General features: G+C 63.4%; 20 protein-coding genes and 1 tRNA gene. 7 read left to right on the top strand and 14 right to left on the bottom strand.

The window, feature by feature from the left end; translation table 11 throughout:
- The first annotated feature begins 8 nt into the window (after nucleotides 1-8).
- The 4 genes from CIT25_RS12195 to CIT25_RS12180 all read left to right on the top strand — a co-directional run bounded on the left by CIT25_RS12195 (nucleotide 9) and on the right by CIT25_RS12180 (nucleotide 5302).
- The gene (locus tag CIT25_RS12195; RefSeq protein WP_095485101.1) at nucleotides 9-1973 is read left to right on the top strand and encodes a BTAD domain-containing putative transcriptional regulator; all 1965 of its coding nucleotides are present in this window, start codon (nucleotides 9-11) and stop codon (nucleotides 1971-1973) included.
- Nucleotides 1974-2257: 284 nt separating this feature from the next.
- Nucleotides 2258-3007: a GntR family transcriptional regulator gene (locus tag CIT25_RS12190; protein ID WP_095484752.1), complete on the top strand. Its 750-nt coding sequence runs from the start codon at nucleotides 2258-2260 to the stop codon at nucleotides 3005-3007.
- A gap of 197 nt (nucleotides 3008-3204) precedes the next feature.
- On the top strand, nucleotides 3205-4440 hold the full coding sequence (locus tag CIT25_RS12185) for a D-amino acid dehydrogenase (protein ID WP_095484751.1): 1236 nt from the start codon (nucleotides 3205-3207) through the stop codon (nucleotides 4438-4440).
- 22 nt (nucleotides 4441-4462) lie between these two features.
- A complete protein-coding gene (locus CIT25_RS12180; RefSeq protein ID WP_245329825.1) occupies nucleotides 4463-5302 on the top strand; it encodes a maleate cis-trans isomerase family protein in 840 nt (279 codons plus the stop codon).
- Between the two features lie 350 nt (nucleotides 5303-5652).
- Here CIT25_RS12180 and CIT25_RS12175 read toward each other — a convergent pair whose 3' ends face one another.
- A complete protein-coding gene (locus CIT25_RS12175) occupies nucleotides 5653-5892 on the bottom strand; it encodes a hypothetical protein (RefSeq protein WP_095485099.1) in 240 nt (79 codons plus the stop codon).
- Here CIT25_RS12175 and CIT25_RS36215 point away from each other — a divergent pair.
- Complete coding sequence (locus CIT25_RS36215) at nucleotides 5780-6154, top strand: hypothetical protein (protein ID WP_164759207.1); 375 nt, start codon at nucleotides 5780-5782, stop codon at nucleotides 6152-6154. The two genes, CIT25_RS12175 and CIT25_RS36215, sit on opposite strands and share 113 nt — an antisense overlap.
- On the opposite strand, the gene CIT25_RS12170 is transcribed toward CIT25_RS36215, so the two are convergent.
- The 12 genes from CIT25_RS12170 to CIT25_RS12110 form a co-directional block, all read right to left on the bottom strand.
- Nucleotides 6132-6350: a hypothetical protein gene (locus CIT25_RS12170; protein WP_337124585.1), complete on the bottom strand. Its 219-nt coding sequence runs from the start codon at nucleotides 6348-6350 to the stop codon at nucleotides 6132-6134. The genes CIT25_RS36215 and CIT25_RS12170 overlap by 23 nt on opposite strands.
- Before the next feature lie 145 nt (nucleotides 6351-6495).
- Entirely contained in the window at nucleotides 6496-7188 is a 693-nt protein-coding gene (locus tag CIT25_RS12165) for a L,D-transpeptidase (RefSeq protein WP_095484749.1), read from the bottom strand.
- Entirely contained in the window at nucleotides 7185-8150 is a 966-nt protein-coding gene (locus CIT25_RS12160; protein WP_095484748.1) for an ABC transporter substrate-binding protein, read from the bottom strand. Before CIT25_RS12160 ends, CIT25_RS12165 begins: the two co-directional genes overlap by 4 nt.
- Before the next feature lie 358 nt (nucleotides 8151-8508).
- Nucleotides 8509-8593 (bottom strand) — tRNA-Leu (locus tag CIT25_RS12155).
- Nucleotides 8594-8660: 67 nt separating this feature from the next.
- Nucleotides 8661-9281: a 2,3-bisphosphoglycerate-dependent phosphoglycerate mutase gene (locus tag CIT25_RS12150; protein WP_095484747.1), complete on the bottom strand. Its 621-nt coding sequence runs from the start codon at nucleotides 9279-9281 to the stop codon at nucleotides 8661-8663.
- A 32-nt stretch (nucleotides 9282-9313) separates the two neighbouring features.
- Nucleotides 9314-10156 (bottom strand): 4-hydroxy-tetrahydrodipicolinate reductase, encoded by an 843-nt coding sequence (gene dapB, locus CIT25_RS12145; RefSeq protein WP_095484746.1) that lies wholly within the window; start codon nucleotides 10154-10156, stop codon nucleotides 9314-9316.
- Nucleotides 10153-12024, bottom strand: a complete 1872-nt coding sequence (locus tag CIT25_RS12140; protein WP_095484745.1) for an ABC transporter ATP-binding protein — start codon at nucleotides 12022-12024, stop codon at nucleotides 10153-10155. Before CIT25_RS12140 ends, dapB begins: the two co-directional genes overlap by 4 nt.
- A 128-nt stretch (nucleotides 12025-12152) precedes the next feature.
- Nucleotides 12153-13172: a glucokinase gene (locus CIT25_RS12135; protein WP_095484744.1), complete on the bottom strand. Its 1020-nt coding sequence runs from the start codon at nucleotides 13170-13172 to the stop codon at nucleotides 12153-12155.
- A gap of 381 nt (nucleotides 13173-13553) precedes the next feature.
- A complete protein-coding gene (gene mepA / locus CIT25_RS12125) occupies nucleotides 13554-14672 on the bottom strand; it encodes a penicillin-insensitive murein endopeptidase (protein ID WP_095484743.1) in 1119 nt (372 codons plus the stop codon).
- Between the two features lie 138 nt (nucleotides 14673-14810).
- Nucleotides 14811-15716, bottom strand: coding sequence for an SDR family oxidoreductase (locus CIT25_RS12120; RefSeq protein ID WP_095484742.1), 906 nt, complete (start codon nucleotides 15714-15716; stop codon nucleotides 14811-14813).
- Nucleotides 15713-16873 carry a tRNA epoxyqueuosine(34) reductase QueG gene (gene queG / locus CIT25_RS12115; RefSeq protein WP_095484741.1) on the bottom strand — a complete coding sequence of 387 codons (1161 nt, stop codon included), beginning with the start codon at nucleotides 16871-16873 and terminating at the stop codon, nucleotides 15713-15715. The genes CIT25_RS12120 and queG overlap by 4 nt, the downstream gene beginning before the upstream one ends.
- On the bottom strand, nucleotides 16854-17546 hold the full coding sequence (locus CIT25_RS12110; RefSeq protein WP_095484740.1) for a glutathione S-transferase family protein: 693 nt from the start codon (nucleotides 17544-17546) through the stop codon (nucleotides 16854-16856). The genes queG and CIT25_RS12110 overlap by 20 nt, the downstream gene beginning before the upstream one ends.
- Nucleotides 17547-17720: 174 nt before the next feature.
- Between CIT25_RS12110 and CIT25_RS12105 the strand changes: the two genes are divergently transcribed.
- Nucleotides 17721-18527 carry an undecaprenyl-diphosphate phosphatase gene (locus CIT25_RS12105; RefSeq protein ID WP_095484739.1) on the top strand — a complete coding sequence of 269 codons (807 nt, stop codon included), beginning with the start codon at nucleotides 17721-17723 and terminating at the stop codon, nucleotides 18525-18527.
- A 288-nt stretch (nucleotides 18528-18815) separates the two neighbouring features.
- Nucleotides 18816-19142, top strand: coding sequence for a hypothetical protein (locus CIT25_RS12100; protein ID WP_095484738.1), 327 nt, complete (start codon nucleotides 18816-18818; stop codon nucleotides 19140-19142).
- Nucleotides 19143-19159: 17 nt separating this feature from the next.
- Here CIT25_RS12100 and CIT25_RS12095 read toward each other — a convergent pair whose 3' ends face one another.
- On the bottom strand, nucleotides 19160-21076 hold the full coding sequence (locus tag CIT25_RS12095) for a winged helix-turn-helix domain-containing protein (protein ID WP_245329841.1): 1917 nt from the start codon (nucleotides 21074-21076) through the stop codon (nucleotides 19160-19162).
- Nucleotides 21077-21355 lie beyond the last annotated feature (279 nt).

The raw sequence follows: 21355 nt of genomic DNA, 5'->3' as shown, positions 1-21355 counted from the left end.
TGACGATCATGCGCGACGGTGCCGTCGTGCAACTGCCGGCATCGCGCAAGCTGCGCGCGCTCTTCGCCTATCTGGCGCTAGCGCCGCATGCCGTCGGACGCAGCCGTCTGTGCGAGCTCTTGTGGGACGTGCCGAACGATCCGAGGGGCGAGCTTCGCTGGTGCCTCAGCAAGCTCAGAAGCATTCTCGACGACCCCGCCAGGATCGAGACGTCTGGCGATACGGTCGCGCTTGATCTCAGCGGCAGTCTCGTCGACGCGATCGATATTGCCTCGGCCGCCGCTGATGGAATCGAGACGCTCGATCTGGAGCGGCTGCAGGTCTTGTCCGGCCTGTTCGTCGGCGATTTCCTCGACGGGCTGGAGATCGACCGCAGCCCGCATTTCAACAGCTGGCTGATCGCGCAACGCCGCCGGTTCAGATCATGCCATGCCGCCATCCTGGAACATCTCGTCAACAATCTCCCGGCAGATGCCGACGAAACCTCTCCGCATCTGGAAAAGTGGGTGGAACTTAATCCGTTCGACGGGCGCGCGCATGCGGCTCTTCTGGCAGGGCTTGCACGGCGCGGCCAGATCGGCGCGTGCGAGGAACATCTCGCTTCCGCGGAGCAGCTGTTTGCTTCGGAGGATCTGGATTTCAGTCCCGTTCGTGAGGCATGGCGGACGATCCGCAGCGAACGAACTGCCGCGACGCTCTGGGCGCGACCGGCACTTCTGCCCGCGGCCCCCCAGGCGTCGATTGTGCTTCCCCATCCCGATACTGCTGCATCGCAGAAGGCTTCGCTTGCCGTGATGCCTTTCATCGAGGAAGCCGGCATCGGCAGTGCTCGCGGTGGCCCCTCTCGCGGTGGATTAGCCGATGGCCTCACCCACGACATCATCACCCGTTTGGCCAAGCTCAGGGACTTCTTCGTCATCGCCCGCGGCTCGGTCTTTGCGCTGGCGGAAAAAAACATCGCGCCCGAAGACGCCGGCCGGCGGCTTAACGTCGACTATGTCGCCACCGGCACCGTGCGCAGCCAGGCAGGCCGCGTCGTGGTCTCAGTCGAACTTGTCGAGGTTCGCACGGTCAGGATCGTCTGGGCCGAGACGTTCGAGCGCAAGCCCGACGATATCTTTGCCGTCCTCGACGATATCGGCAACAGCATTGTCTCGTCGATCTCGGCCGAAATCGAGATGGTCGAGCGCAACCGCGCCTTGCTGAAAGCGCCCAACTCGCTGAATGCCTGGGAGGCTTACCATCGCGGCCTCTGGCACATGTATCGCTTCACCCGCACGGAAAACGAACAGGCCCGGCATTTCTTCGGCATGGCCCTGAAGCTCGATCCGACCTTCGCCCGTGCCTATGCCGGCCTGTCCTTCACCCATTGGCAAAACGCCTTTCAGCGCTGGGGAGACCGCGACAGGGAAAGCGCGCTGGCCTTCGAAACCGCCGGCCAAAGTCTTCTGGTCGATGACCACAATCCGGCCGCCCACTGGGCCATGGGCCGGGCTCTGTGGCTGCGCGGCGAGCAGGACGGATCCCTCATCGAGTTGGAGCGGGCCGTCGACCTCAGCCCGAACTTCGCGCTTGGCCACTACGCACTTTCGTTTGTACACTCGCAGTCGGGTGACCCAAAAGCGGCGATCGGTTCATCCGACCATTCGCGCCATCTGAGCCCGTTCGATCCGCTGCTGTTCGGCATGCTGGGGGCCAGGGCGATGGCGCATGTCCGGCTCGGCCAGTTCGACGAGGCTGCCGAATGGGCGCTGAAAGCCGCCGCCCGTCCCAATGCCCATGCCATCATCCTGGCGATCGCGGCCCACTGCCTCGCGCTGGCGGGACGGCTTGACGAAGCGCGAAACTTTTCCGCCGCGCTGCGCAAGACGCTGCCGAACTACTGCGCCGATGATTTTATCGGCACCTTCCGCTTCGAGCCGGGCGCCGAGGCCATGTTCCGGCAAGGGGCGAGAAGGATTGGGCTGGGCTGATCCATCCCAGGTCGGGATGGTGCTTGTGAAGCGAATGAGCCCGAGCCATGCCTCCGTCTGACACTACAACCGATCGTGGCCGCGATCCTCGCCCGGGCCCCTCTCGGTGCGGATAACTGAGTGCACTTTACGACTCAGCTATGTATCTTATCGGAGCTGACCTTCTCGGGAGGCTAATGCATGTCGCCAAAAAGGGGTAATGACATGCATACAAAAAAATAAAGCGCGTCGCATGGGCCTCTTCAGACGCGTGCTTCAGCTGCGTGCGGAGGCATGAGGACAGGATGACAACGAACCCCAGGAATGACGTCAATAACGGGGTAAAAGTCCAAACGCGCGCAAAGGAGCGAGAGCGCATCGTCCGCGCTGCGGACAGTGTCGATCGGGTCTACGCGGCGATCAAGGAATTCGCGATCGACTATCGTTTCCGGCCGGGAGAGAAGATCAACGAGGTCGAACTCGCGACTGAACTTGGCGTAAGTCGCACGCCGGTGCGCGCGGCTCTCAACAGATTGCAGCGCGACGGCTTCGTGGCGTCCGTTCCGAACAAGGGATTCTATGCCCGCGAACTCACGCCGGAAGCCGTGCGCGATCTCTACGAACTCCGCGCGGCGATCGAGCGGGCCGCATTCGTCCTGGCCTGTGAGCGGGCAACGGACACCGAGATCCAGGCGACGGTCGACGCATGGACCAAGCATAGCAGCCTGAAGGGTGAAGGGTCGTGGGCGAAGGTTGCCGTTGCCGATGAAAGTTTCCACATGGCCCTGACGCAATTGTCGAAGAATGCGCAGATGGTCAATGCGCTCGAGGGCCTATGTTCGCGGATTCGCTTTTTCCGGCGCATCGATCTGGAGTCCATGCCGCGCCGCAGCCACAGCTACCAGGAGCATGAGGCGATCATTGATGCCCTGCGCCGTCGCGATGCCGCGGGCGGGGCAGCCCTGGTCGAAAAGCACATCACGCTGAGTTCGGCGCATGCAATGGAGGTGGCCGCGCGTGGCTTAGCGCGGATCTTTTTCGGCACTACCGCGTAGGAGGACCATCGCGGAGAGCGGGGAAGAGGAACACAGCGAGGCGGAACGAGCGTGAGCGGCGGAACAGCCGATCTCCCCCGCATGGGGCCGCATGGGGGGAGATCGGCAGCTTCGTCGCCTCGCCCATCTCTTCAGGCCTCTTGTGAATTCCAACCAACCTTCTAAAGTGTACTCACTTTGTGATTTCCGGAGGCGTCATGCGCATAGTGGTGCTGGGTGGCGGCGTCGTTGGTGTCACGACAGCCTATCAACTGCAAAACGACGGTCACGACGTCGCGCTCATTGAACGCAATGCGCAGGTCGCCGCTGAAACGAGTTGGGGCAATGCCGGTATGATCGCGCCAGGCCATTCCTTTGTCTGGTCGTCCCCCAGGGCGCCGATAACCTTGCTGAAATCGCTGGTGCTCAAGGACCAGGCGCTGCGCTTCAAGTTCTCGGCGGATCCGCGGCTCTATACGTGGTCCTGGTTGTTTCTCATGGAATGCACGGCCGCCAAGGCGCGGCGCAACACGCTGCTCAAGCATCGCCTCGCCGCCTACTCGCAGGCAGTGCTGCGCGAGGTCGTTGCCGACGAGCAAATCGACTACGACCGTAACGATCGCGGCATCGTCTATTTCCACCGCAGCCAGCAAGCGCTCGACAATGGTGTCGAGCATATGAAGCTGCTGCAGTCGGACGGACAAGAGATCAAGGTGCTCGACCGAGACGCGGTCGTCGCGCTCGATCCGTCTCTGGCGTCCGCCAAGGACAAGATTGCCGGCGGCATCTATTGCCCGACCGACGAGACCGGCGACCCGGCAAAGTTCACCAGGGCCCTCGCCGCCAAGATTATCGCCCGCGGCGGCGCCATCCACACAGGCACGAAGATCACCGGTATCGAAACGACCGGCGACGCTGTCGCGCAGGTGCTCACCGACAAGGAGCCTTTCAAGGGTGATGCCTATGTGCTTGCGCTCGGGAGCCACAGTCCTGTTCTGGCAAGAAAGATCGGCATTCGACTGCCGATCTACCCGATCAAGGGCTATTCGCTGACGATCCCGATCGGCAATCGTCCGCTGCCGCCGACCATCGCCTCCGTCGACGAGCACAATCTGGTTGCCATCTCGCGCTTCGGCGACCGTATCCGCGTCACCGCAACGGCGGAGTTCGCCGGCTACGACACCAGCCATAAGCCCGCCGATTTCGCCTTCATGAAAGGGGTTGCCGAGGACCTCTACCCCGAGGGCGCCGACTACCATCGCGCGGAAATGTGGGCGGGTCTGAGGCCCATGACGCCGAACAATCTTCCCGCCTTCGGACGGCAACGCTTGCGCAACCTCTTCCTCAACACCGGGCATGGTCACATCGGCTGGACCATGTCGCACGGGTCGGCCCGGATCACCGCCGATCTGATCGCCGGCCGGACGCCGGCCATTCCAATGAATGGTCTTTGAACCGACTTTGAAAGGGAACGCCATGTCTTTCGACAACGCTATGTCTCTCAACAACGTCATGTCTGCCGACCTCGCCGCCACGCGCCTTGCGTCTTCCGGGCCGATTGATCTCGGCGTGCTGCCATCGGAACTCGACGGCGGTCTGGCGTCGCGCGCGGCGATCGGCCTTGTGGTGCTGGCAACGGATCAGACCCTGGAGCATGAATTCCGCGCGCTCGTGCGCCAGTCCGGTGTCGCCTTCTACGAATCCCGCGTGTTCAGCGACAACGACATAACGACCGAGACCTTGCGCGCCATCGGTCCCAGGATCGCGCCGGCCGTCGACCTCATCTTGCCGAGCATTCCCCTGGACGTCGTTGCCTTCGGCTGTACCTCGGCGACGATGACGCTCGGCGAAGAGGCGGTTTTCGCGGAGATCAGGAAGGCACGGCCAAATGTCGCCTGCACCACACCCGTCACCGCCGCGCTCGCGGCGTTCAAGGCTCTCGACGTCAAAGGCATCGGCCTGCTGACGCCCTACGCGCCGCAGATCAATGAAAACCTCGTTGCCTATTTCAGCGGGCGCGGCGTCGACATATCAGCCGTCGCGACCTTCGACCGGCGCGACGATCGCGACGCCGCCCGCATCTCGGCCACATCGATCGAAGCCGCGGCCGAGCGGATGGCTGCCACGCCGGGGGTGGATGCGGTCTTCATATCATGCACCAGCCTGCGCATCGCCGAAGCGGCCGCCGGGCTCGAGCAGCGCATCGGCGTGCCGGTCACGTCCAGCAACCACGCCATGGCCTGGCATTGTCTGCGGCTTGCCGGGATCAATGACGTCGTGCCCGCCGGAAGGCTTTTTGGATTGCCAAGCAACTGACTGGCGATCGCGGCGCACTGCCTTGCGCTGGCGGGACGGCTTGACGAGGCACGAAATTTTTCCGCTGTTCTTCGCAAGACGCTGCAGCCGTGTTCCGGCAAGGCGCCAAGCGCATCGGACTGGGCTGATCCACTCCTGCCCCGGCCTGTTTCAACCGGTCAAGGCCGCGATGCCTAGAGCGCTTCATCGTTTCACGGAAACGCCGAACCGCTCTATCTCTTTGTTTTTGCGCAATTCCGGACGGAAAACCGCTTCACACTTTTCCTGGAATTGCTCTAACCGGTCGACAGCCGAACAAAAGCCCGGCAATCGGCCAAGAAGATCGGCCAGCAAAGCCGCGTTCGTCGCAGCTATATGCCGAGCATCGTCTTGGCTTGGTTGAGCGCGGCCTCTGACCCTGCATGATCGCCGGCGGCGTGCAATGTCTCGCCTTGGGCGCGCAGTTCCTTGACTTTGGTCATATCGGCCTCGGAGAGGGTGGCGGTCGGCAACGCCGCGTCGATCGCGGCCATGATGGTCGGGCACGAATTTGCAAAGGCTGTCGCAGGAACGACCGCCAGGAAAACCGCAAGCGAAATTGATCGTAACATGGACGTTTCTCCCTCGCCGGAACACGCCACGTCGACGACCGGCATAGGAATGGTACAGCGGATGCCCGAACCTGCCAATCACGATGATGCCGCCGGGTTGAGGCAAGCTGCGGTCGGCCGGTTTTTTCTCGAGGTTTCTGAGCCTTTCATCACGGCTGATCGCCACCACCTCACGTCCGAAGTCGACGGCAGCTTCGCGGCAATCGTCAGATCGCCCAAAATTCCTCGACCAGAGCGGATCAGGCAGGCTGAACCGATTTGACATTGCCTTCGGTATCGACAAGGCAGCTTGTCTTCTTGCCGCCGGCATCGAGCTCGACCTGATAGGTTTGGGGATCGATCTTGCTCGACGAAACCGGAAGTATCTTCGTGCTGTCGACGCCGCTCGCCTTGGCGGCCGCGTCGGCGCAAAGAAGCTGAAGGTCCGCCGGGGCCGTCTCGACCTTGGTCCTGGACATCTGTTCCTGGGGAGGCGGCGGCGGGGCGCTGACACAAGCGCTCAGTGTTCCCACCAAAAATCCAATTGTTGTTGCCCGGATCGACGTTCTCACTGCATGTTTTGCCGACATTGCTTGGTCCCTCTCCGAATGCCGCTTCCCGGCCTTACACACCCTTGTAAAGTGCCGCCCCCTGCATGAGAACGATGACCTTGGCTCCAACCTTGACGCGCGATGCGAGATCGGTGATGTCGTCGTTCCTCATCCGGATGCACCCCGATGACACGTCGAGCCCGATCGTCCAGGGCTCCGGAGTGCCGTGTATCCGGTAGATCGTGTCCTGGTCGCGCTCATACAGATAGAGCGCCCTGGCGCCGAGCGGGTTGTCCGGTCCTCCCGGCATGCCTCCCGCATGTTTGACCGCATTCGGATCACGAGCGATCATTTCGGCCGGGGGTGTCCAGGTCGGCCATTCCGCCATGCGGCCGACGCGCACGATTCCGGCCCATCCAAATCCCTCCCGGCCGACGCCGATACCGTAGCGCATGGCCCGCTGACCCGGCTGCACAAGATAGAGAAAATGCTGGTTGCCATCGATGATGATCGTGCCGGGCACTTCCGCGGTGCGGAACTTGACCATCTGCGGCCGAAACGCCTCCGGCACTTCATTGTGCGCGGCATAGTATTTGCGTGCCTTGGTGCGGTCGTAGTCCACCCATTTGCGGGTTTTCGGATCGAAAACCTGTGTTCCCGCAGCCAGCGCCGCCACTGCGACAAGACCGAACGCTGCCGCGACAATTGCCGTCAGGGAGCGCCGCTGGAGAATGGCGCGTCCCGCGATCATCAGCTTGCCGTTCATGGATTTGCCCACCCGTTCACCCGAGCGCCCTGTGCAGCAACCCATTGTTTGGCGTACTCGTAAGGATCCTGACGCTCCACTTGGAGCGCATAACTCATCTTCGCGGCGTCTTCGGGCTTGAGCGCGACCCGTTCCAGGAACTCGACCACCTTCGGATATTTTTTGCGCAGTGAGGTGGCGTAAGCGATATGGAAATGTGCGGTATCCCATGACACTGGCGCGCTGGACTTCGAGACCCAGAGCGGGTCCTCGGAAGGCAGCACGATCTTCCACTTTGCCGGGTCAAAAGGCGGCTCGGTAAGCCGGACAATGTCGTGCAGCTCAAACACGTGATGCGGTGCATAGCAGGCAAACACCATCGGATGAGCCGTGGCGACCGCGGCATCGACAGCCGCCATTCCGACATCCTCCGGCGTCTCCAGCAATGTCATTGTCTTGGCATAGCCATAGCTGTTGGCGCGGACACGCTCGATAGCCGTCGAGGACCAACCCTCCGCGCCAATCCACAGTTCCCCATGTCCGTCCCGATCAGTGTCCAACGCGGCAGTTTTGCGCGGGTCGGTGAGGTCCGAAATGTCGCGAATGCCAAATTTGTCGGCGGTTTCGCGGGTTGCGCATATGCCTTGCCATGCCGGCACACCGATGGGACTGATGGCAACCGTGCCGGCATCGTCCACATACTTCTTCACCAGATTGTCGAGGTTGGGCAGCCACATTTCGGGATGAATATCCACCTCGCCCGAATCGAGGCCGGCAAAGGCAATAAGCGTCCCCATCTCGCGCACATCGGCATCGAGCCCGAAATTTTCCTTCAGGCTGACCTTGAGAATGTTTGCCGTCGCCTGGCCCGACGGCCAGTTCGGCATTGCAATGACGAGATCAGCCGCTTGGGCCGGGATCGCCAGCATCGTCAATGCCGCCAGCGACATTTTCCGCAGGCACTGCCGAAATCGGTCGTGCATTTCTTCCCCCTCGCTTCGGCGCTGAAATGAACCGGGACGGGAACAATCTGTCACGGCAAGCACCGGGTTGTGACAGCAGCCCCATCTGCCGACGGCAACTGCTGAAGGTGCGACAATGCATTCGCCAAAGAGAGCGCCGTCACATGCCGCCTCTGCACGCTACTCGATGACATTCCGTATGGGAAGATGCTTACAACCGGAGGTCGCGCGCCAACTTTCAAGTTGTCCGCGGGCACACGCCTTACGAACTGTAGGGCGTGCTAGGACACCTTGTTGGGTGAGGTCATTCGCAAGGTCATGTGCAGCCGACGGCCCGGAAACCGCAGTTTCCGGGAAATCAAGAACTTACAAAGGGATTTGGTGCCCAGAAGAGGACTCGAACCTCCACTCCTTGCGGAACACGGACCTGAACCGTGCGCGTCTACCAATTCCGCCATCTGGGCTGGTGCGGGCTCTTTAGGCGGGCAAACGGTGAGTGTCAACGCGCTTTTTTGAAACGCACTCGCCGGCTCAGTTCTCCAGCACTTCCTTGGATGCCACGGTCGAATCGGCGTTGAGCTTGTAGATGACCGGCACGCCGGTGCCGAGCTCCAGTTTGACGATCTCCTCGCCCGACTTGCCGTCCAGCGCCATGATCAGCGCACGCAGCGAATTGCCGTGCGCCGCCACCAGCACGGTGCCGCCGCGCAGCACATGCGGCTGCAGGTCGTGCAGATAATAGGGCCAGACGCGCGCGCCGGTGTCCTTCAGGCTTTCGCCGCCGGGCGGCGGCACGTCGTAGGAGCGGCGCCAGACATGCACCTGCTCCTCGCCCCATTTCTTGCGCGCATCGTCCTTGTTGAGGCCGGAGAGGTCGCCATAGTCGCGCTCGTTCAGCGCCTGGTCGCGGATGGTCTCGAGATCGCTCTGGCCGACCGCGTCGAGAATGTGCTGGCAGGTCTTCTGCGCCCTGATCAGCGACGACGTGAAGGCGATGTCGAATTTCAGGCCGCGCGCCTTCAGCTTGGCGCCCGCCTCCTTGGCCTCGGCGTGGCCCAGCTCGGTCAGGTCAACGTCGCGCCAGCCGGTGAAGAGGTTCTTCAGGTTCCATTCGCTCTGGCCATGGCGCACGAGCACGAGAGTTCCCGACATTTTTGCTCCTTCAGTTTGTGGATCAGATCGTCTCAGGCGAGTCCGAGCACGTCCCGCATCGAATACAGTCCCGGCTTCCTGCCGCGCGCCCACAGTGCGGCCTTGACCGCGCCGCGAGCGAAGATCGCCCGGTCCTCGGCGTGATGGGCGAGCGTGATGCGCTCGCCGGTGCCGGCCAGCACCACGGAGTGGTCGCCGACCACCGAGCCGCCGCGCAGCGTGGCAAAACCGATCGAGCCGGTCTTTCGCACGCCGGTGTGGCCGTCGCGCGACCGCACGCTGTTCCCGTCAAGATCGATGCCGCGCCCGACGGCAGCGGCTTCGCCGAGCAGCAGCGCCGTGCCCGACGGCGCGTCGACCTTGTGCCGGTGATGCATTTCCAGGATCTCGATGTCGAAATCATCGGCGTCGAGCGCGCGCGCCGCCTGCTCGACCAGCACCGCCAGCAGATTGACGCCGAGGCTCATATTGCCTGACTTGACCACCGTCGCGTGGCGCGCCGCCGCCTTTATCTTGGCATTGTCGTCCGCGGAGCAGCCGGTGGTGCCGATGACATGGACGATGCGCGCCTGCGCCGCGTAGCCGGCGAATTCGACCGTCGCTGCCGGGCTCGTGAAATCGAGCACGCCGTCGGCCTTGGCGAAGGCCGGCAGCGGGTCGTCGCCGATCGCCACGCCGATATTGCCGATGCCGGCAAGCTCGCCGGCATCCTTGCCGAGATGTGGCGAGCCGGCCCGCTCGATCGCGCCGGCGACGCGTGCGCCCGGTATCGTGTGAATGGCGCGGATCAGCGCCTGGCCCATCCGGCCGGCCGCGCCGACCACCACCAGGCCCATTTCATTGACGGGGGGATCGTTTGTGGCCGCACCGCTCATAAAGTTCTCCCGACCGCCTTTTTCGCGCGGCGCACCGAAGTTTGGATTGGCTTGCCGTCGTCGACAAGCCCCAGCCCCTTGTTGCCCTGCACCCGGTGAAAGCGGGCATAGACGCTGTGCGGGTCGGCCATCAGCGAGGCATGCGTGCCTTGCTCGACCAGCCGCCCCTGTTCCATGACGACGATGTGGTCGGCATTGACCACGGTCGACAGCCGATGCGCGATGACGATGGTCGTGCGCCCTTCCGTCACCTGGGTCAGCGCCTGCTGGACGCGCGCTTCCGCCTCGTTGTCGAGCGCCGAGGTCGCCTCGTCGAGCAGCAGGATCGGCGCCTGCCGCACGATGGCGCGGGCGATCGACAGACGCTGGCGCTGGCCGCCCGACAGCGTCACGCCGCCTTCACCGACAGGGGTGTCATAGCCTTGCGGCTGCTGGCGGATGAAGCCGTCGGCCCCGGCTTGCTGCGCGGCCAGTTCGATCTCGGCGTCGCTGGCGGCGAGCCGCCCGTAGCGGATGTTGTCGCGAATGGTGCCTTCGAACAGATAGGGCTGCTGCGAGACATAGGCGATGGAGCTGCGCAGCGACTGCTTGGTCATCTCTAAAATGTCCTGGCCGTCGACCTCGATGCTACCCGCTTCGACATCATGGAAGCGCTGCAGCAGCGCCACCAGCGTCGACTTGCCGGCGCCCGAGGCGCCGACGATGGCCGTCATCTTGCCGGCAGCGGCGACGAAGCTGAGCTCCTGCAGCACCGGCGCGTCGGCGACATAGCCGAACGACACATTGTTGAAGCGCACCTCGCCCCTGGTGATCTTCGCTTCGACCGCTCCGGGCGCGTCGCCCTGTTGCGGCTCGAGGTCGAGCAGCTCGTAGATCATGCGCGCATTGACCAGCGCCCGTTCCATGCCGACCTGCATGCGCGCCAGCCGCCGGGCCGGGTCGTAGGCGAGCATCAGTGCCGTGATGAAGGAAAAGACCGCGCCAGGCGGCTGGCCGCTGACGGCTGCCCGGTAGCCGGAATAGGCGATGACGCCGGCGACGGCGAAGCCGGCCAGCATGTCCGAGATCGGCGTCAACCGTTCCGACACGCGCGCGATGCGGTTTGCCCGCTGCTCGGCGCCGGTGACAAGATCGCTGATGCGACGCGACAGCTCGTCTTCCAGCGTGAACGCCTTGACGATGGCGATGCCTTGCGTTGCTTCCTGCATGGCGCCGATCAGCCGCGAGTTGATCTGCACCGCTTCGCGCGTGGCGCGTCGTATTCTGCGGGTCAGGTAGACGACCGTGTAGATCAGCGGCGGCCCGACCAGCAGCGACATCAGGGACAGCATCGGATCCTGCCAGATCATGACGCCGATCAGCGCGACCAGCGATACGGCGTCGCGTGCCAATGACGTCAGCGTCATCGAGAGCAGGTCGCGGATGCCGTTGACGTTCTCGTTGATCTGGGCGGCCAGCCGCCCCGAGCGCGTGTCGTTGAAGAAACCGACGCCGAGCTTCATCAGATGAGCGAAGATGCGGCGCTGGTAGCGCGCCACCAGATTGTTGCCGATCCTGGCCAGCGTCACCGCCTGGCCGTAAGTGGCCAGCCCGCGCAGCATGAATGCGCCCAGGATCAACAAGCAGATCAGCGCGATGAGATCGCCGCGCTGTTCGTAGAATATCTGGTCGACGACGTCCTTCATGATCCAGGCGGTGAAGGCAGTCGTAGCCGCAACTATCACCAGGCACAGAACGGCCAGAGCATAATACCAGCGGTACTCGTGGCTGTTCTCGGCGATGATGCGGCGGACCACCGCCACGATCTCGCCGGGCCGGGCTTTGGCTTGGTGCCGGGCTTCCGCTTGATGTTTGGGCGACTGGTTCAAAGTCGGGATCGTTCCGTGATGTCGGTTCGGCCTCGCGGCCGGGCTAATTCGGCAATCCTCTTAGCGCCCCGGTGGCGGCTTGCCTATGGCCGAGGTAGGCAAAACTTCGCCGCGGCTCAGGGCGTCACTTAAGCCCGCCAGCGTCGCCCCGCCGTCTGGACGCCGAACAGCGACGGGTTTCTGGCATAGGCGGCAAGACCGGAAAGCGCTGCCAGCGGATGGGTGATCACATAGACGGGCATGGTGCGCATCATCTCGCTATGCGGCGCCTTGTCCTCGAAGGCGGCGCGGAACTCGCCCGTTTTCAGCGCCGGCAGGATTTTCTGGGCGATGCCGCCGGTCAGGAAGACGCCGCCGCGGCTCATGAACACCAGCGCAAGGTCGCCGGCTGTGCGCCCCAGGCAGGTGACGAACATCGACAGCGCTTCCTCGGCCACCGGATCTGACTTCGCCAGTGCCGCCGCGGTGACCTCGGCCGGCGTGGTGAAGGGCGCCGGCTTGCCGTCCGCCTTGGCCACCGCCCGGTAGGCATTGACCAGGCCGCGTCCGGACAGGATCTGTTCGCCGGAGATTCTGCCCTCGAGCTTCTCGATATGCGGAAAGACCTGGAAATCGCGCGGCGAGCGCGGCCCGATATCCATGTGCCCTCCCTCACCGGGCACCGGAATCCAATGGTTCAGCGCGTGGACCAGGCCGGCGACGCCAAGCCCGGTTCCGGGACCGAGCACCACCCGTCCGGCATTGGGCTCCGGCGCATCGCCGCCGATCTTTTCCATATGCTCTTCGCCAAGCGCCACGACAGCCAGCGCCTGCGCCTCGAAATCATTGAGCACCACGACGTCGCTGAGGCCGAGGCTGGCAAACATCTTTCTCGGCTTGACGATCCACGGGCAATTGGTGAGCGGGATCTCGTCGCTGTCGACCGGGCCGGCCACCGCCAGCACGGCGGAGTTGGGCCGGACCGGCGAGCGGTCGAGCACCGCTGCCTGGATCGCGTCGTCGATGGTGTTGAAGTTGGCCGTCTGGACGATCTGCGGCTCGGTTGGTTCCGAGTTCGCGTCGAGCACGATCGAAAAGCGCGCATTGGTGCCGCCTATGTCGCCGATCAGGACCGGAAACTGCAGCGCTGTGTCGTCGTCGCCTGGCATGCTCTTGTCCGTCCCGGTTCCCAGTGGCGTTCCGCTGTTCTTTCGTTGACTAGCGCATGACCTGGAAAAGGGAAAGTCGCTTCAGAGTCAGTTCCGGAGCAATCACCTCAGGTCCGAATTTCGTGCTAGCCCTATTCAGCGTTGGCGCTGCACCTCACCTGCCTGCCGGCATCCTCTCCCCGTATAGTGACGGGGAAAGGGGGCGCTTTCATCGATGGTTCCGCTAATCTCCAACTCTGCAAGAACGGCGCCAAGGCCGCGGCCAGCCCTTTCTCCCGTCACTATACGGGGAGAAATGCCCGGCAGGGCAATGAGGGGCGGCGCCGACCCAACAGTTGGTCGTCTCCAACATCAGTGGAAGCCGAGGCGATTATCCTGGCATCAGTTCCCCGGCCGCGGTCGCGGCAATGGAATGCCGATCTCGGGTGTAGCCGCGAAGGCGTTGATCGAGGCCGGAAGCGCTGCCGCGCCGCTTGCGGATGCCCGCGCCGGCGCCGGGGCCACCGTGAGAGTGGGTGCAGCCGCGACCGGCACGCCGTCGCCATAAAAGGTGACCGCCTCCGCCGAAGCCGGATCGGGCCCGTCGAGCACCGCCTGGCATGCCGCGGGCAGGCTCGCCATCGTCATCACGTCGCGCGCTTTCGGCCTGTCCGGGTTTTTGTTGGGGCGCCACGGTTCCTCGGTGAACCACCATGCCAGAGACTGGTCGCAGCCGTCGCCGGGCGCCGTGTTTTCCTGTGCTTTGCAATTGGGCGAGCCGGGCTGGCAGCCGATGCGGATGTGGAAGTGATAGTCGTGGCCCCAGAACGGCCTGACCTTGCGCAGCCATGCGCGGTCGCCTTTCACCGTGTCGCAGAGCTTCTTCTTGATGCCGGGATTGACCAGGATGCGCTCGACTTCCGCGTAGCTTGCCGCGCGCTTTAGGAGCCGCATATGCGCCGGCACCCAGAGCGCATCCTTCACCAGATGGGTCTTTTCATCGACAAGCAAGGTGGCGCTCATATTTTCGCGCTGGTCGATCGAAAGCTTGCGGTCGGGCATCGGCGTCAGCCAGATGTCGGCGTCGAGGCCGATCTGGTGCGAGGCATGGCCGGTCAGCATCGGGCCGCCGCGCGGCTGCGAAATGTCGCCGACCAGCAGGCCGGGCCAACCGTCGGCCGCGGCGTCGCGCGACAGTTTCTCGATCAGCGCGATCATCGTCGGATGGCCCCAGCGACGGTTGCGCGAAGGCCGCATCACCTCCCATTTCGGGCCGTCCATGGGGATGGCGACGCCGCCGGCAAAGCAGCCCTTGGAATAAAAGCCGATCGATTGCGGCGCAGCCACGGCCGGCAGCTTTTTGGCGCCGAACAGGTCTTTCGCCAGGCCTTCGGCGGCGGCAGGTCGCGCCGCAAGCCCCGCCAGGGCGAGGACGGCGAGCGCTGCTAATGCATGTCGCCCAAAGCATGCCCTCGGGCTTGAACCGAGGGTGCGCAGCGGCTTTGGGACAACGACAGGCATAAACAGAGATCTAAAGCGCGTCGCGACGCGCTTTAGCAGCAATGCTCTGCCGGGCAATGATTGCTTCAACGGTTTCATGAAGCAGAACCCCTCTGCGAATTTAAGTCGAATCATATCATGCCCGGCGCGAGGTTTCGATTACGACCGCTTCATCGGGCTGCGCGCCTCGCCGTCGTGCCATCTGCCGTCAGACCACATTTGGTCGAAGGCCGAGCGGTAGTCGGGAAAGCGAAAGCGATAGCCGGCAGCCTTGATCGCCGCGTTGGCGACACGCTTGTTCTCGCCATAGAAGGATCGCGCCATGGGCGAAAGCTGGGCGGTCTCGAACGGAATTTCGGGCGGCGGTGTGACGCCCATCAGCCCGGCGGCATAGGCGACGACGTCCTGCGGCGGCGCCGGCAGGTCGTCGGTGACGTTGAAGATGCCGCCGCGATTGTCTCCGATTAGATGCCAAAGCGCCCCGGCAATGTCGTCGCAATGGATGCGGTTGAACACCTGGCCCGGCTTGACCAGCCGCCGCGCGGTGCCGTTTTCCAGATTGACCAGGGCATTGCGGCCCGGCCCGTAAATGCCGGAAAGCCGCAGGATCGCCACCGGCCGGCCGATGTCCCGACCCAGTCTCAGCCAGTCCCGCTCGGCGGTGACACGCATCATCGAGCGCTTCGACACCGGCCGGCATTCGGCGGTCTCGTCCACCCAGCCGCCGCCATGGTCGCCATAGACGCCGACGGTGGAGAGATAGGCGATCCATTTCAGCGCCGGCATCTCCGTCCTAATTGTCTCGCGCGCCGCATTCAACACCGGGTCGCCGGCCTCTTCCGGCGCCACCGAGACGACGAGATGGGTTGTTTTCTCGAGCGCGTCACGGATTTCGGGCGTCAGCGCGCCATCGAAAAGCAGCGGCTGGATCCCGGCTTGCCGCAACGCTTCGAATTTCTCCGGCGCGCGTGTCGTGCCAAGGATCGTGCCGGCATCCTTGTTGGCTCGGGCAAATGCCTTGCCCGAATAGCCGGCCCCGAAAACAAAGATATGCTTCTCGCTCATGCATGCGCCTCGATTTGATTTGCCAGCGCCAGGCGCCATTCGCGTTGCACGGCGTCGTCGCTTTCTGCTTTGACCGCAGCGGTGGCGCGTCTGGCAAATTCAGTTTCAGGCACAAGCCGTGACAGCGCCCATACCGCCGCCCCACGCACCAGGGGCGAGGCATCGCCGAGCAGCGCGCGCACGGCGTTGCCGAGCGAGGAATCGCCGGAATTGCCGGCGGCGATCAGCACATTGCGGACAAAGCGGTCGCGACCGATGCGCTTGATCGGCGAACCGGTGAACAAGGACCGGAAAGCCGCGTCGTCGAGCGCCAAGAGATCGGCGAGCGGCGGCTCGCGCAAGTCCGCGCGGGCGGCGAGCTTTGCCTCCGACGCAGTCTGGGCAAACTTGTTCCACGGGCAGGCGGCCAGGCAGTCGTCGCAGCCATAGATGCGGTTACCGATTTTTTCCCGGAACTCGTGCGGGATCGGCCCCTTGCTCTCGATGGTGAGATAGGAGATGCAGCGTCGCGCATCGAGCCGGTAGGGAGCCGGAAAGGCGTCGGTAGGGCAAACGTCGAGGCAGGCGCGGCAGGAGCCGCAATGGTCGTCCTCGGGCGTATCGGGCGCAAGCTCGGCCGTCGTGAAGATGGTGCCGAGGAACAGCCAGGAGCCGTGCGCGCGGCTGACCAGATTGGTGTGCTTGCCTTGCCAGCCGAGGCCGGCGGCTTCTGCCAGCGGCTTTTCCATAACCGGGGCGGTATCGACGAACACTTTTACATCGCCACCGGCGCGCGCCACGATCTTGCCGGCAATCTCTTTCAGCCGGCCCTTCATCACGTCGTGGTAATCGCGGTTCTGCGCATAGACCGAGATCGCGCCGCGGTCGCGCTTCACCAGGACCGCGCGTGGGTCGTGGTCGGGGCCATAGTTCATGGCGAGCACAATGATGGAGCGAACTTCGGGCCAAAGTGCTGTCGGCTCGCTGCGGCGTTCGAGCGTCTCGGCGATCCAGCCCATCGAACCGTGAAAACCGTCGGCGACGAATTCGGCGAGCCGGGCCGGCGCCTGCGGAATGGCATCGGGCGTGGTGACGGCAACGGCATCGAAACCGGCGCGCCGTGCCTCGCGGTCGATCAGCGCGCGCAGGTTTTCCGCTTTAGAAATCGAGGTCCGCATAATGTGACACCGGCGATAGGCCGCGCACCCGGTCGGACAAAAGCGGCCGGAACGATGGCCGCGATTTCACCCGTGCATACCATTCGCGCGCGGCAGCGTGTTCGCGCCAGTCGATCTCGCCGAGATAGTCGAGCACAGACAGCGCAGCTGCAGCCGCGAGATCGGCATAGGTGACCTTGTTGCCGGCCAGCCATTGGCGGGTGCCGGCCAGCCAGTTGGTGTATTTCATGTGCTGGCGGATGTTGGCGCGCGCGGCACGGATCGCTGCCGAATCGGGCGAGCCGCCGCCCGCCGTTTCCGGCATGACCGGCTTCAGCACGCGCTCGCGCACCAGATGCCGCGTCACCTCGCTATCGGCCTTGTTGAGATACCAGTCGGTCAGCCGGCGGATTTCGGCGCGCCCCATCGGATCCTCGGCGAACAGCCGCTTGTCGCGCTTGAGCACGCCGCGCGTCTCGTCGAGATATTCGCCGATGACCATGGCGCCGACGATCGGCACGTCGCCTTCGGCGAGCAGGATCGGCAGCGTGCCGGCCGGGTTCAGCGCCAGGAACTCCTTGCGCCGCGTCCACGGCTTTTCCTCGATCAGCGCCAGCTCCTCGCCATATTCGCCGAAAGCGAGGCGCACGAACCGGCAGGAGGCGAACATCGGGTGGTGGAAAAGCGTCAGCATGGTCCCGCGATAATAGAGCGCACTGGCAAATCGCCGGCTGCGCCGGTAAGTCTTAGCCGCCCCGATTCAAAGGGCTGTCAGGGTGCTGCGACCTATAGGAGGAGTTCCGCGCCATGACAAGCAAGCCCTTTCGCAAGCCGTTCTTCAAGCTCTCACTCGAACGCCGAGGTTGCCATGGAAAGCCAGACCATCGTCGAAGCGCTGCTGCTCGGCATGATCGAGGGCATGACCGAGTTCATTCCGGTCTCGTCGACCGGCCATATCCTGCTTGCCGGCCATTTTCTCGGCTTCCACTCGACCGGCAAGGCCTTCGAGATCCTGATCCAGCTCGGCGCAATACTGGCGATCCTCAGCGTCTATTTCCATCGTCTGTGGCAGATGCTGGTCGATCTGCCGCGTGATCGGGTGACGCGGCATTTCGTCCTCGGCATCCTCGTCGCCTTCCTGCCGGCGGCCGTCATCGGTGCGCTGGCGCACGACTTCATCAAGACGGTGCTGTTTGAATCGCCGAGGCTGATCTGCATCATGCTGATCATCGGCGGCGTGGTCCTGCTGTGGGTGGATCGTCTCAAGCTGAAGCCGTTCTACCACGACGTCGAGCGGTTTCCGCTCAGGCTCTATCTGCAGATCGGACTGTTCCAATGCCTTTCGCTGATCCCCGGCACGTCGCGCTCCGGCTCGACGATCGTCGGCGCGCTGCTTCTGGGCGTCGACAAGCGGCCGGCTGCGGAATTCTCCTTCTTCCTCGCCATGCCGACGATGGTCGGCGCCTTCGCCTTCGACCTCTTCAAGAACCGCAATGTGCTGACCAGCGCCGATCTGCCCGTCATCGCCGCCGGTTTCATCGCGGCCTTCGTCGCGGCGCTCATCGTCGTGCGCTTCCTGCTCAACTACGTCTCGCGCCACGGCTATTCGCTGTTCGGCTGGTGGCGGGTGGTCATCGGCACCGTCGGGCTGGTTGCGCTGTTCGTATGGGGGTGAGGCGGCACAGTTAATTTATCGCCCAAGGCTCTATTTGCTCGTTGGCGTAGCAATGCCGTTGATGGTGGGGACGACCAACGTAGACCTGCCCCCGACCCATGCCGACCTCGCAGGATCGTTCTTGCCGCTTGCGTGCATTCCGTAGCCAAAATCGACTGCGTTCACCACTCTTCAGAACTTTTTCACGTCGATTTCATGACTTCGAACGACCCCTCGCGTTCTCTCTCACAAGCCGTCCCCACCAAGCCGTCCCCACACGGTTCGGGCGTCGAACTGAGGAGATAAAAGATGATCAACCGCATCTTGGGAATTCTCGTGATCGGCGCGGCGACCACCGCGTCCGCTGGTGATGGTCTGAGCCGTCACATTCTCGAACGGGCAGCAAGCTGCTGGCCTACGCAGACGGCGATGCGCGGAATCAGCTTCAGCGCCGATGTCCACGTCAGCTTCACGCGCGAGGGTCAAGTCAGTGCCATCGAAATCGTCGACGTTGCGCCACAGACCGAGACGTTCAAGGCCTTAGCCAAGGATTTCGCTGACGCATTGAAGCAGTGTGGCCCCTACGGTACCGAAGGCATGAGCGAAATGGACCTCAATCTCTCATGGCCGCCGTAGGCGCGGCGAAGTTGCTGCTACTTCGTCACCGAGAATTCGTAACGCTTGAAGCGAGACAGAAGTATGTATTCCTTCGTGGCTCCAGATATGCCGCTCAGGTTGCGGAACACAGCGCCACAGCCTGTCAGTTTACGCGGATATGCGCTGCACAAGCTGTCGCCCTGCACCCACATCTGACCGGTCACGACCTCCTCACCAACTGTTCTGGTCACGCTGCCGTCTGCCGCAACCACAGCATGGTAGGCTGAGACATTGGGCAGAATCTGGCGTCCCGTCAGCTCGTGTCCGATTATGAGATTCCCGATGTCGACGCCGTTCATCCGTTTCGCGGATTCCGGCTCCATTCCGGCGGGAAGCTCGGAAACCCCCGCCTTCCTCAAGCCATCGAGCAGGCGAGCGATGTCCTGCGGCCGCTTGTAGACGAAGAACTGCTGCGCGATCAGCAGGTTGGGCTGCCCCTCTTGCATGTCCGACAGCACGCGTCGGAGCTGCCCTAGGGCCGAGGCCGCTTCCGGCAGGCGATCGAGATGCGCAAGCGCCGCGACAAGAACATGCAGGCCGTAGAACTTCGTCCACGGATTGGGGGAGCGGACATCGACCTGCTTAAGCTGCGCGACCGCCTCCTCGTAGCGGCCTTGGCCGAACGCCGCCAAGCCAGCCTGGTAGTGTCGCCACTCCGTCCATCCGGGATCGACGCGTAAGGCCGCCTCGAGAAAGGCTCGCCCCTCGGCCGGCCTGCCGTTGAAGTTGAGGGCCTGGCTCAGCCCTTCGTAGGTCCAGGAATCGCTCGGGTCGAGCGCTATCGCCTTTTGCAGGGCAGCCACCGCCTCGTCGGACCTATGCTCTCGGACCAGAAGTTCGGAAATCAGCTGATAGTAACCGGGAGACGGATTTCCGGCAGCGATGGCCAGACTGCCATAGAGCTCGTCGTCGATTTCGGTCCAACTGATCCCGAGAGCTTGCCTCCTTACCTCGTCGGCGTCCCAGTGGAGCCACGCCAATTCCGCGGCCGCCGCGCCGAAATCGGCGTCCAGCGCCAAGGCTTGGCGAAGGTAGCCCGATGCTTCCACCGTGCCCGATGGTGTATCCTTTCGTCGCGCCTCGATGGCGCGTCGAAACGCCTGGTAAGCTTCCGGGTCGTCAGTATCACCGGACACGGCGAGGTTTGCTTTTCCCGGGATGAGCTTCAGCTGCAGCGCGGCGATAATTTGACCGATCACCTGATCCTGGAGCTTGAACACGTCGGTGAATGGACCTTCGAACCGCTCGGCCCAGATCTGCCCAACCGTCGAGGCATCGACCAAATGCGCATTGATGCGCACCTCATCGCCGAGACGTCGAACGGAGCCCTCCAGCAGATAGCGGACGCCGAGCTCTTTTGCGATCTTCGCCTGCGGCAGACCGCTGTTGCGATATGCACGCGCGGCATTGCGCGAGACCACGAACAGGCCGGGAACGCGCGCCAGCTCTGTCGTCAGATCGTCCGCGAAACCGTTGGCAAGATAAGCCTGTGCCTCGGCTTCGCTGAGATTTGCGAACGGCAGAACCGCGATCGACAGGGAGGTCGGCACTTCCGTTTCAAATGTGGGCCTCCAGATGAACACCGCGACTGCGGCAGCGATCGCCAGTACAGCGACTACAAACATCAGGCCGCGCCGGGCTTTAATTTCGCGCGGATCAGAAGAGGCAGTGCCGTAAATCTGCGGGTAGGAATCGTGCGGTATGCCGGGCGCTTCGGTTTCGGGGACAAAGCGATATCCCCGTCGCGCAACTGTCTTTAGCAGGCTCTGCTTCTCGTCGCCGATGGCTTTCCTGATTTCGCTGATGCACTGGGAAAGGCTGTTTTCCGTCACCGCGATGCCGGGCCAGACGGTGTCCAGGAGCTCCTCCTTGGTCACAACACGGTTGGCGTTGGCGACCAGATGCTTCAGCACCGCGAGCGATTGAGGCCTCAGCGGGACATCTTCACCATGCTCGCCGTGCAGGAGACCGGCGTCGAAATCGAACTCGACACCGTTTAGAACAAGGCTCGGCGGATTGACCAGGGTCAAAGCTGCTCTCGATCATCGTTCTGATCGTTCGGGCGGCATGTTGCTCGGCAGGCCGCCTTGACCTTGAGAATCGGCGCCTGTCGCCGAAAGTCAACTGGCGTTTGAAAGTCGGCATTATCTCCCCGGGAAGAAACCTTCGCGCTGCGATCGCAAAAGTCCGGA

Origin of the sequence: Mesorhizobium mediterraneum, from assembly GCF_002284565.1 — a bacterium.
In the GTDB taxonomy this organism is placed as follows: domain Bacteria; phylum Pseudomonadota; class Alphaproteobacteria; order Rhizobiales; family Rhizobiaceae; genus Mesorhizobium; species Mesorhizobium mediterraneum.
This window is presented reverse-complemented; position numbering and strand designations above follow the sequence as displayed.

Bases quoted from the DNA above. Each gene is read 5' to 3' on its own strand.
- CIT25_RS12150 (WP_095484747.1), bottom strand. From the start codon at position 9,281: ATGTCGGGAACTCTCGTGCTCGTGCGCCATGGCCAGAGCGAATGGAAC.
- CIT25_RS12120 (WP_095484742.1), bottom strand. From the start codon at position 15,716: ATGAGCGAGAAGCATATCTTTGTTTTCGGGGCCGGCTATTCGGGCAAG.
- queG (WP_095484741.1), bottom strand. From the start codon at position 16,873: ATGCGGACCTCGATTTCTAAAGCGGAAAACCTGCGCGCGCTGATCGAC.
- CIT25_RS12195 (WP_095485101.1), top strand. From the start codon at position 9: ATGCGCGACGGTGCCGTCGTGCAACTGCCGGCATCGCGCAAGCTGCGC.
- CIT25_RS12185 (WP_095484751.1), top strand. From the start codon at position 3,205: ATGCGCATAGTGGTGCTGGGTGGCGGCGTCGTTGGTGTCACGACAGCC.
- CIT25_RS12175 (WP_095485099.1), bottom strand. From the start codon at position 5,892: ATGTTACGATCAATTTCGCTTGCGGTTTTCCTGGCGGTCGTTCCTGCG.
- CIT25_RS12165 (WP_095484749.1), bottom strand. From the start codon at position 7,188: ATGAACGGCAAGCTGATGATCGCGGGACGCGCCATTCTCCAGCGGCGC.
- CIT25_RS12180 (WP_245329825.1), top strand. From the start codon at position 4,463: ATGTCTTTCGACAACGCTATGTCTCTCAACAACGTCATGTCTGCCGAC.
- dapB (WP_095484746.1), bottom strand. From the start codon at position 10,156: ATGAGCGGTGCGGCCACAAACGATCCCCCCGTCAATGAAATGGGCCTG.
- CIT25_RS12100 (WP_095484738.1), top strand. From the start codon at position 18,816: ATGATCAACCGCATCTTGGGAATTCTCGTGATCGGCGCGGCGACCACC.
- CIT25_RS12110 (WP_095484740.1), bottom strand. From the start codon at position 17,546: ATGCTGACGCTTTTCCACCACCCGATGTTCGCCTCCTGCCGGTTCGTG.
- CIT25_RS12170 (WP_337124585.1), bottom strand. From the start codon at position 6,350: ATGTCCAGGACCAAGGTCGAGACGGCCCCGGCGGACCTTCAGCTTCTT.
- CIT25_RS12105 (WP_095484739.1), top strand. From the start codon at position 17,721: ATGGAAAGCCAGACCATCGTCGAAGCGCTGCTGCTCGGCATGATCGAG.
- CIT25_RS12135 (WP_095484744.1), bottom strand. From the start codon at position 13,172: ATGCCAGGCGACGACGACACAGCGCTGCAGTTTCCGGTCCTGATCGGC.
- CIT25_RS12190 (WP_095484752.1), top strand. From the start codon at position 2,258: ATGACAACGAACCCCAGGAATGACGTCAATAACGGGGTAAAAGTCCAA.
- mepA (WP_095484743.1), bottom strand. From the start codon at position 14,672: ATGCCTGTCGTTGTCCCAAAGCCGCTGCGCACCCTCGGTTCAAGCCCG.
- CIT25_RS12160 (WP_095484748.1), bottom strand. From the start codon at position 8,150: ATGCACGACCGATTTCGGCAGTGCCTGCGGAAAATGTCGCTGGCGGCA.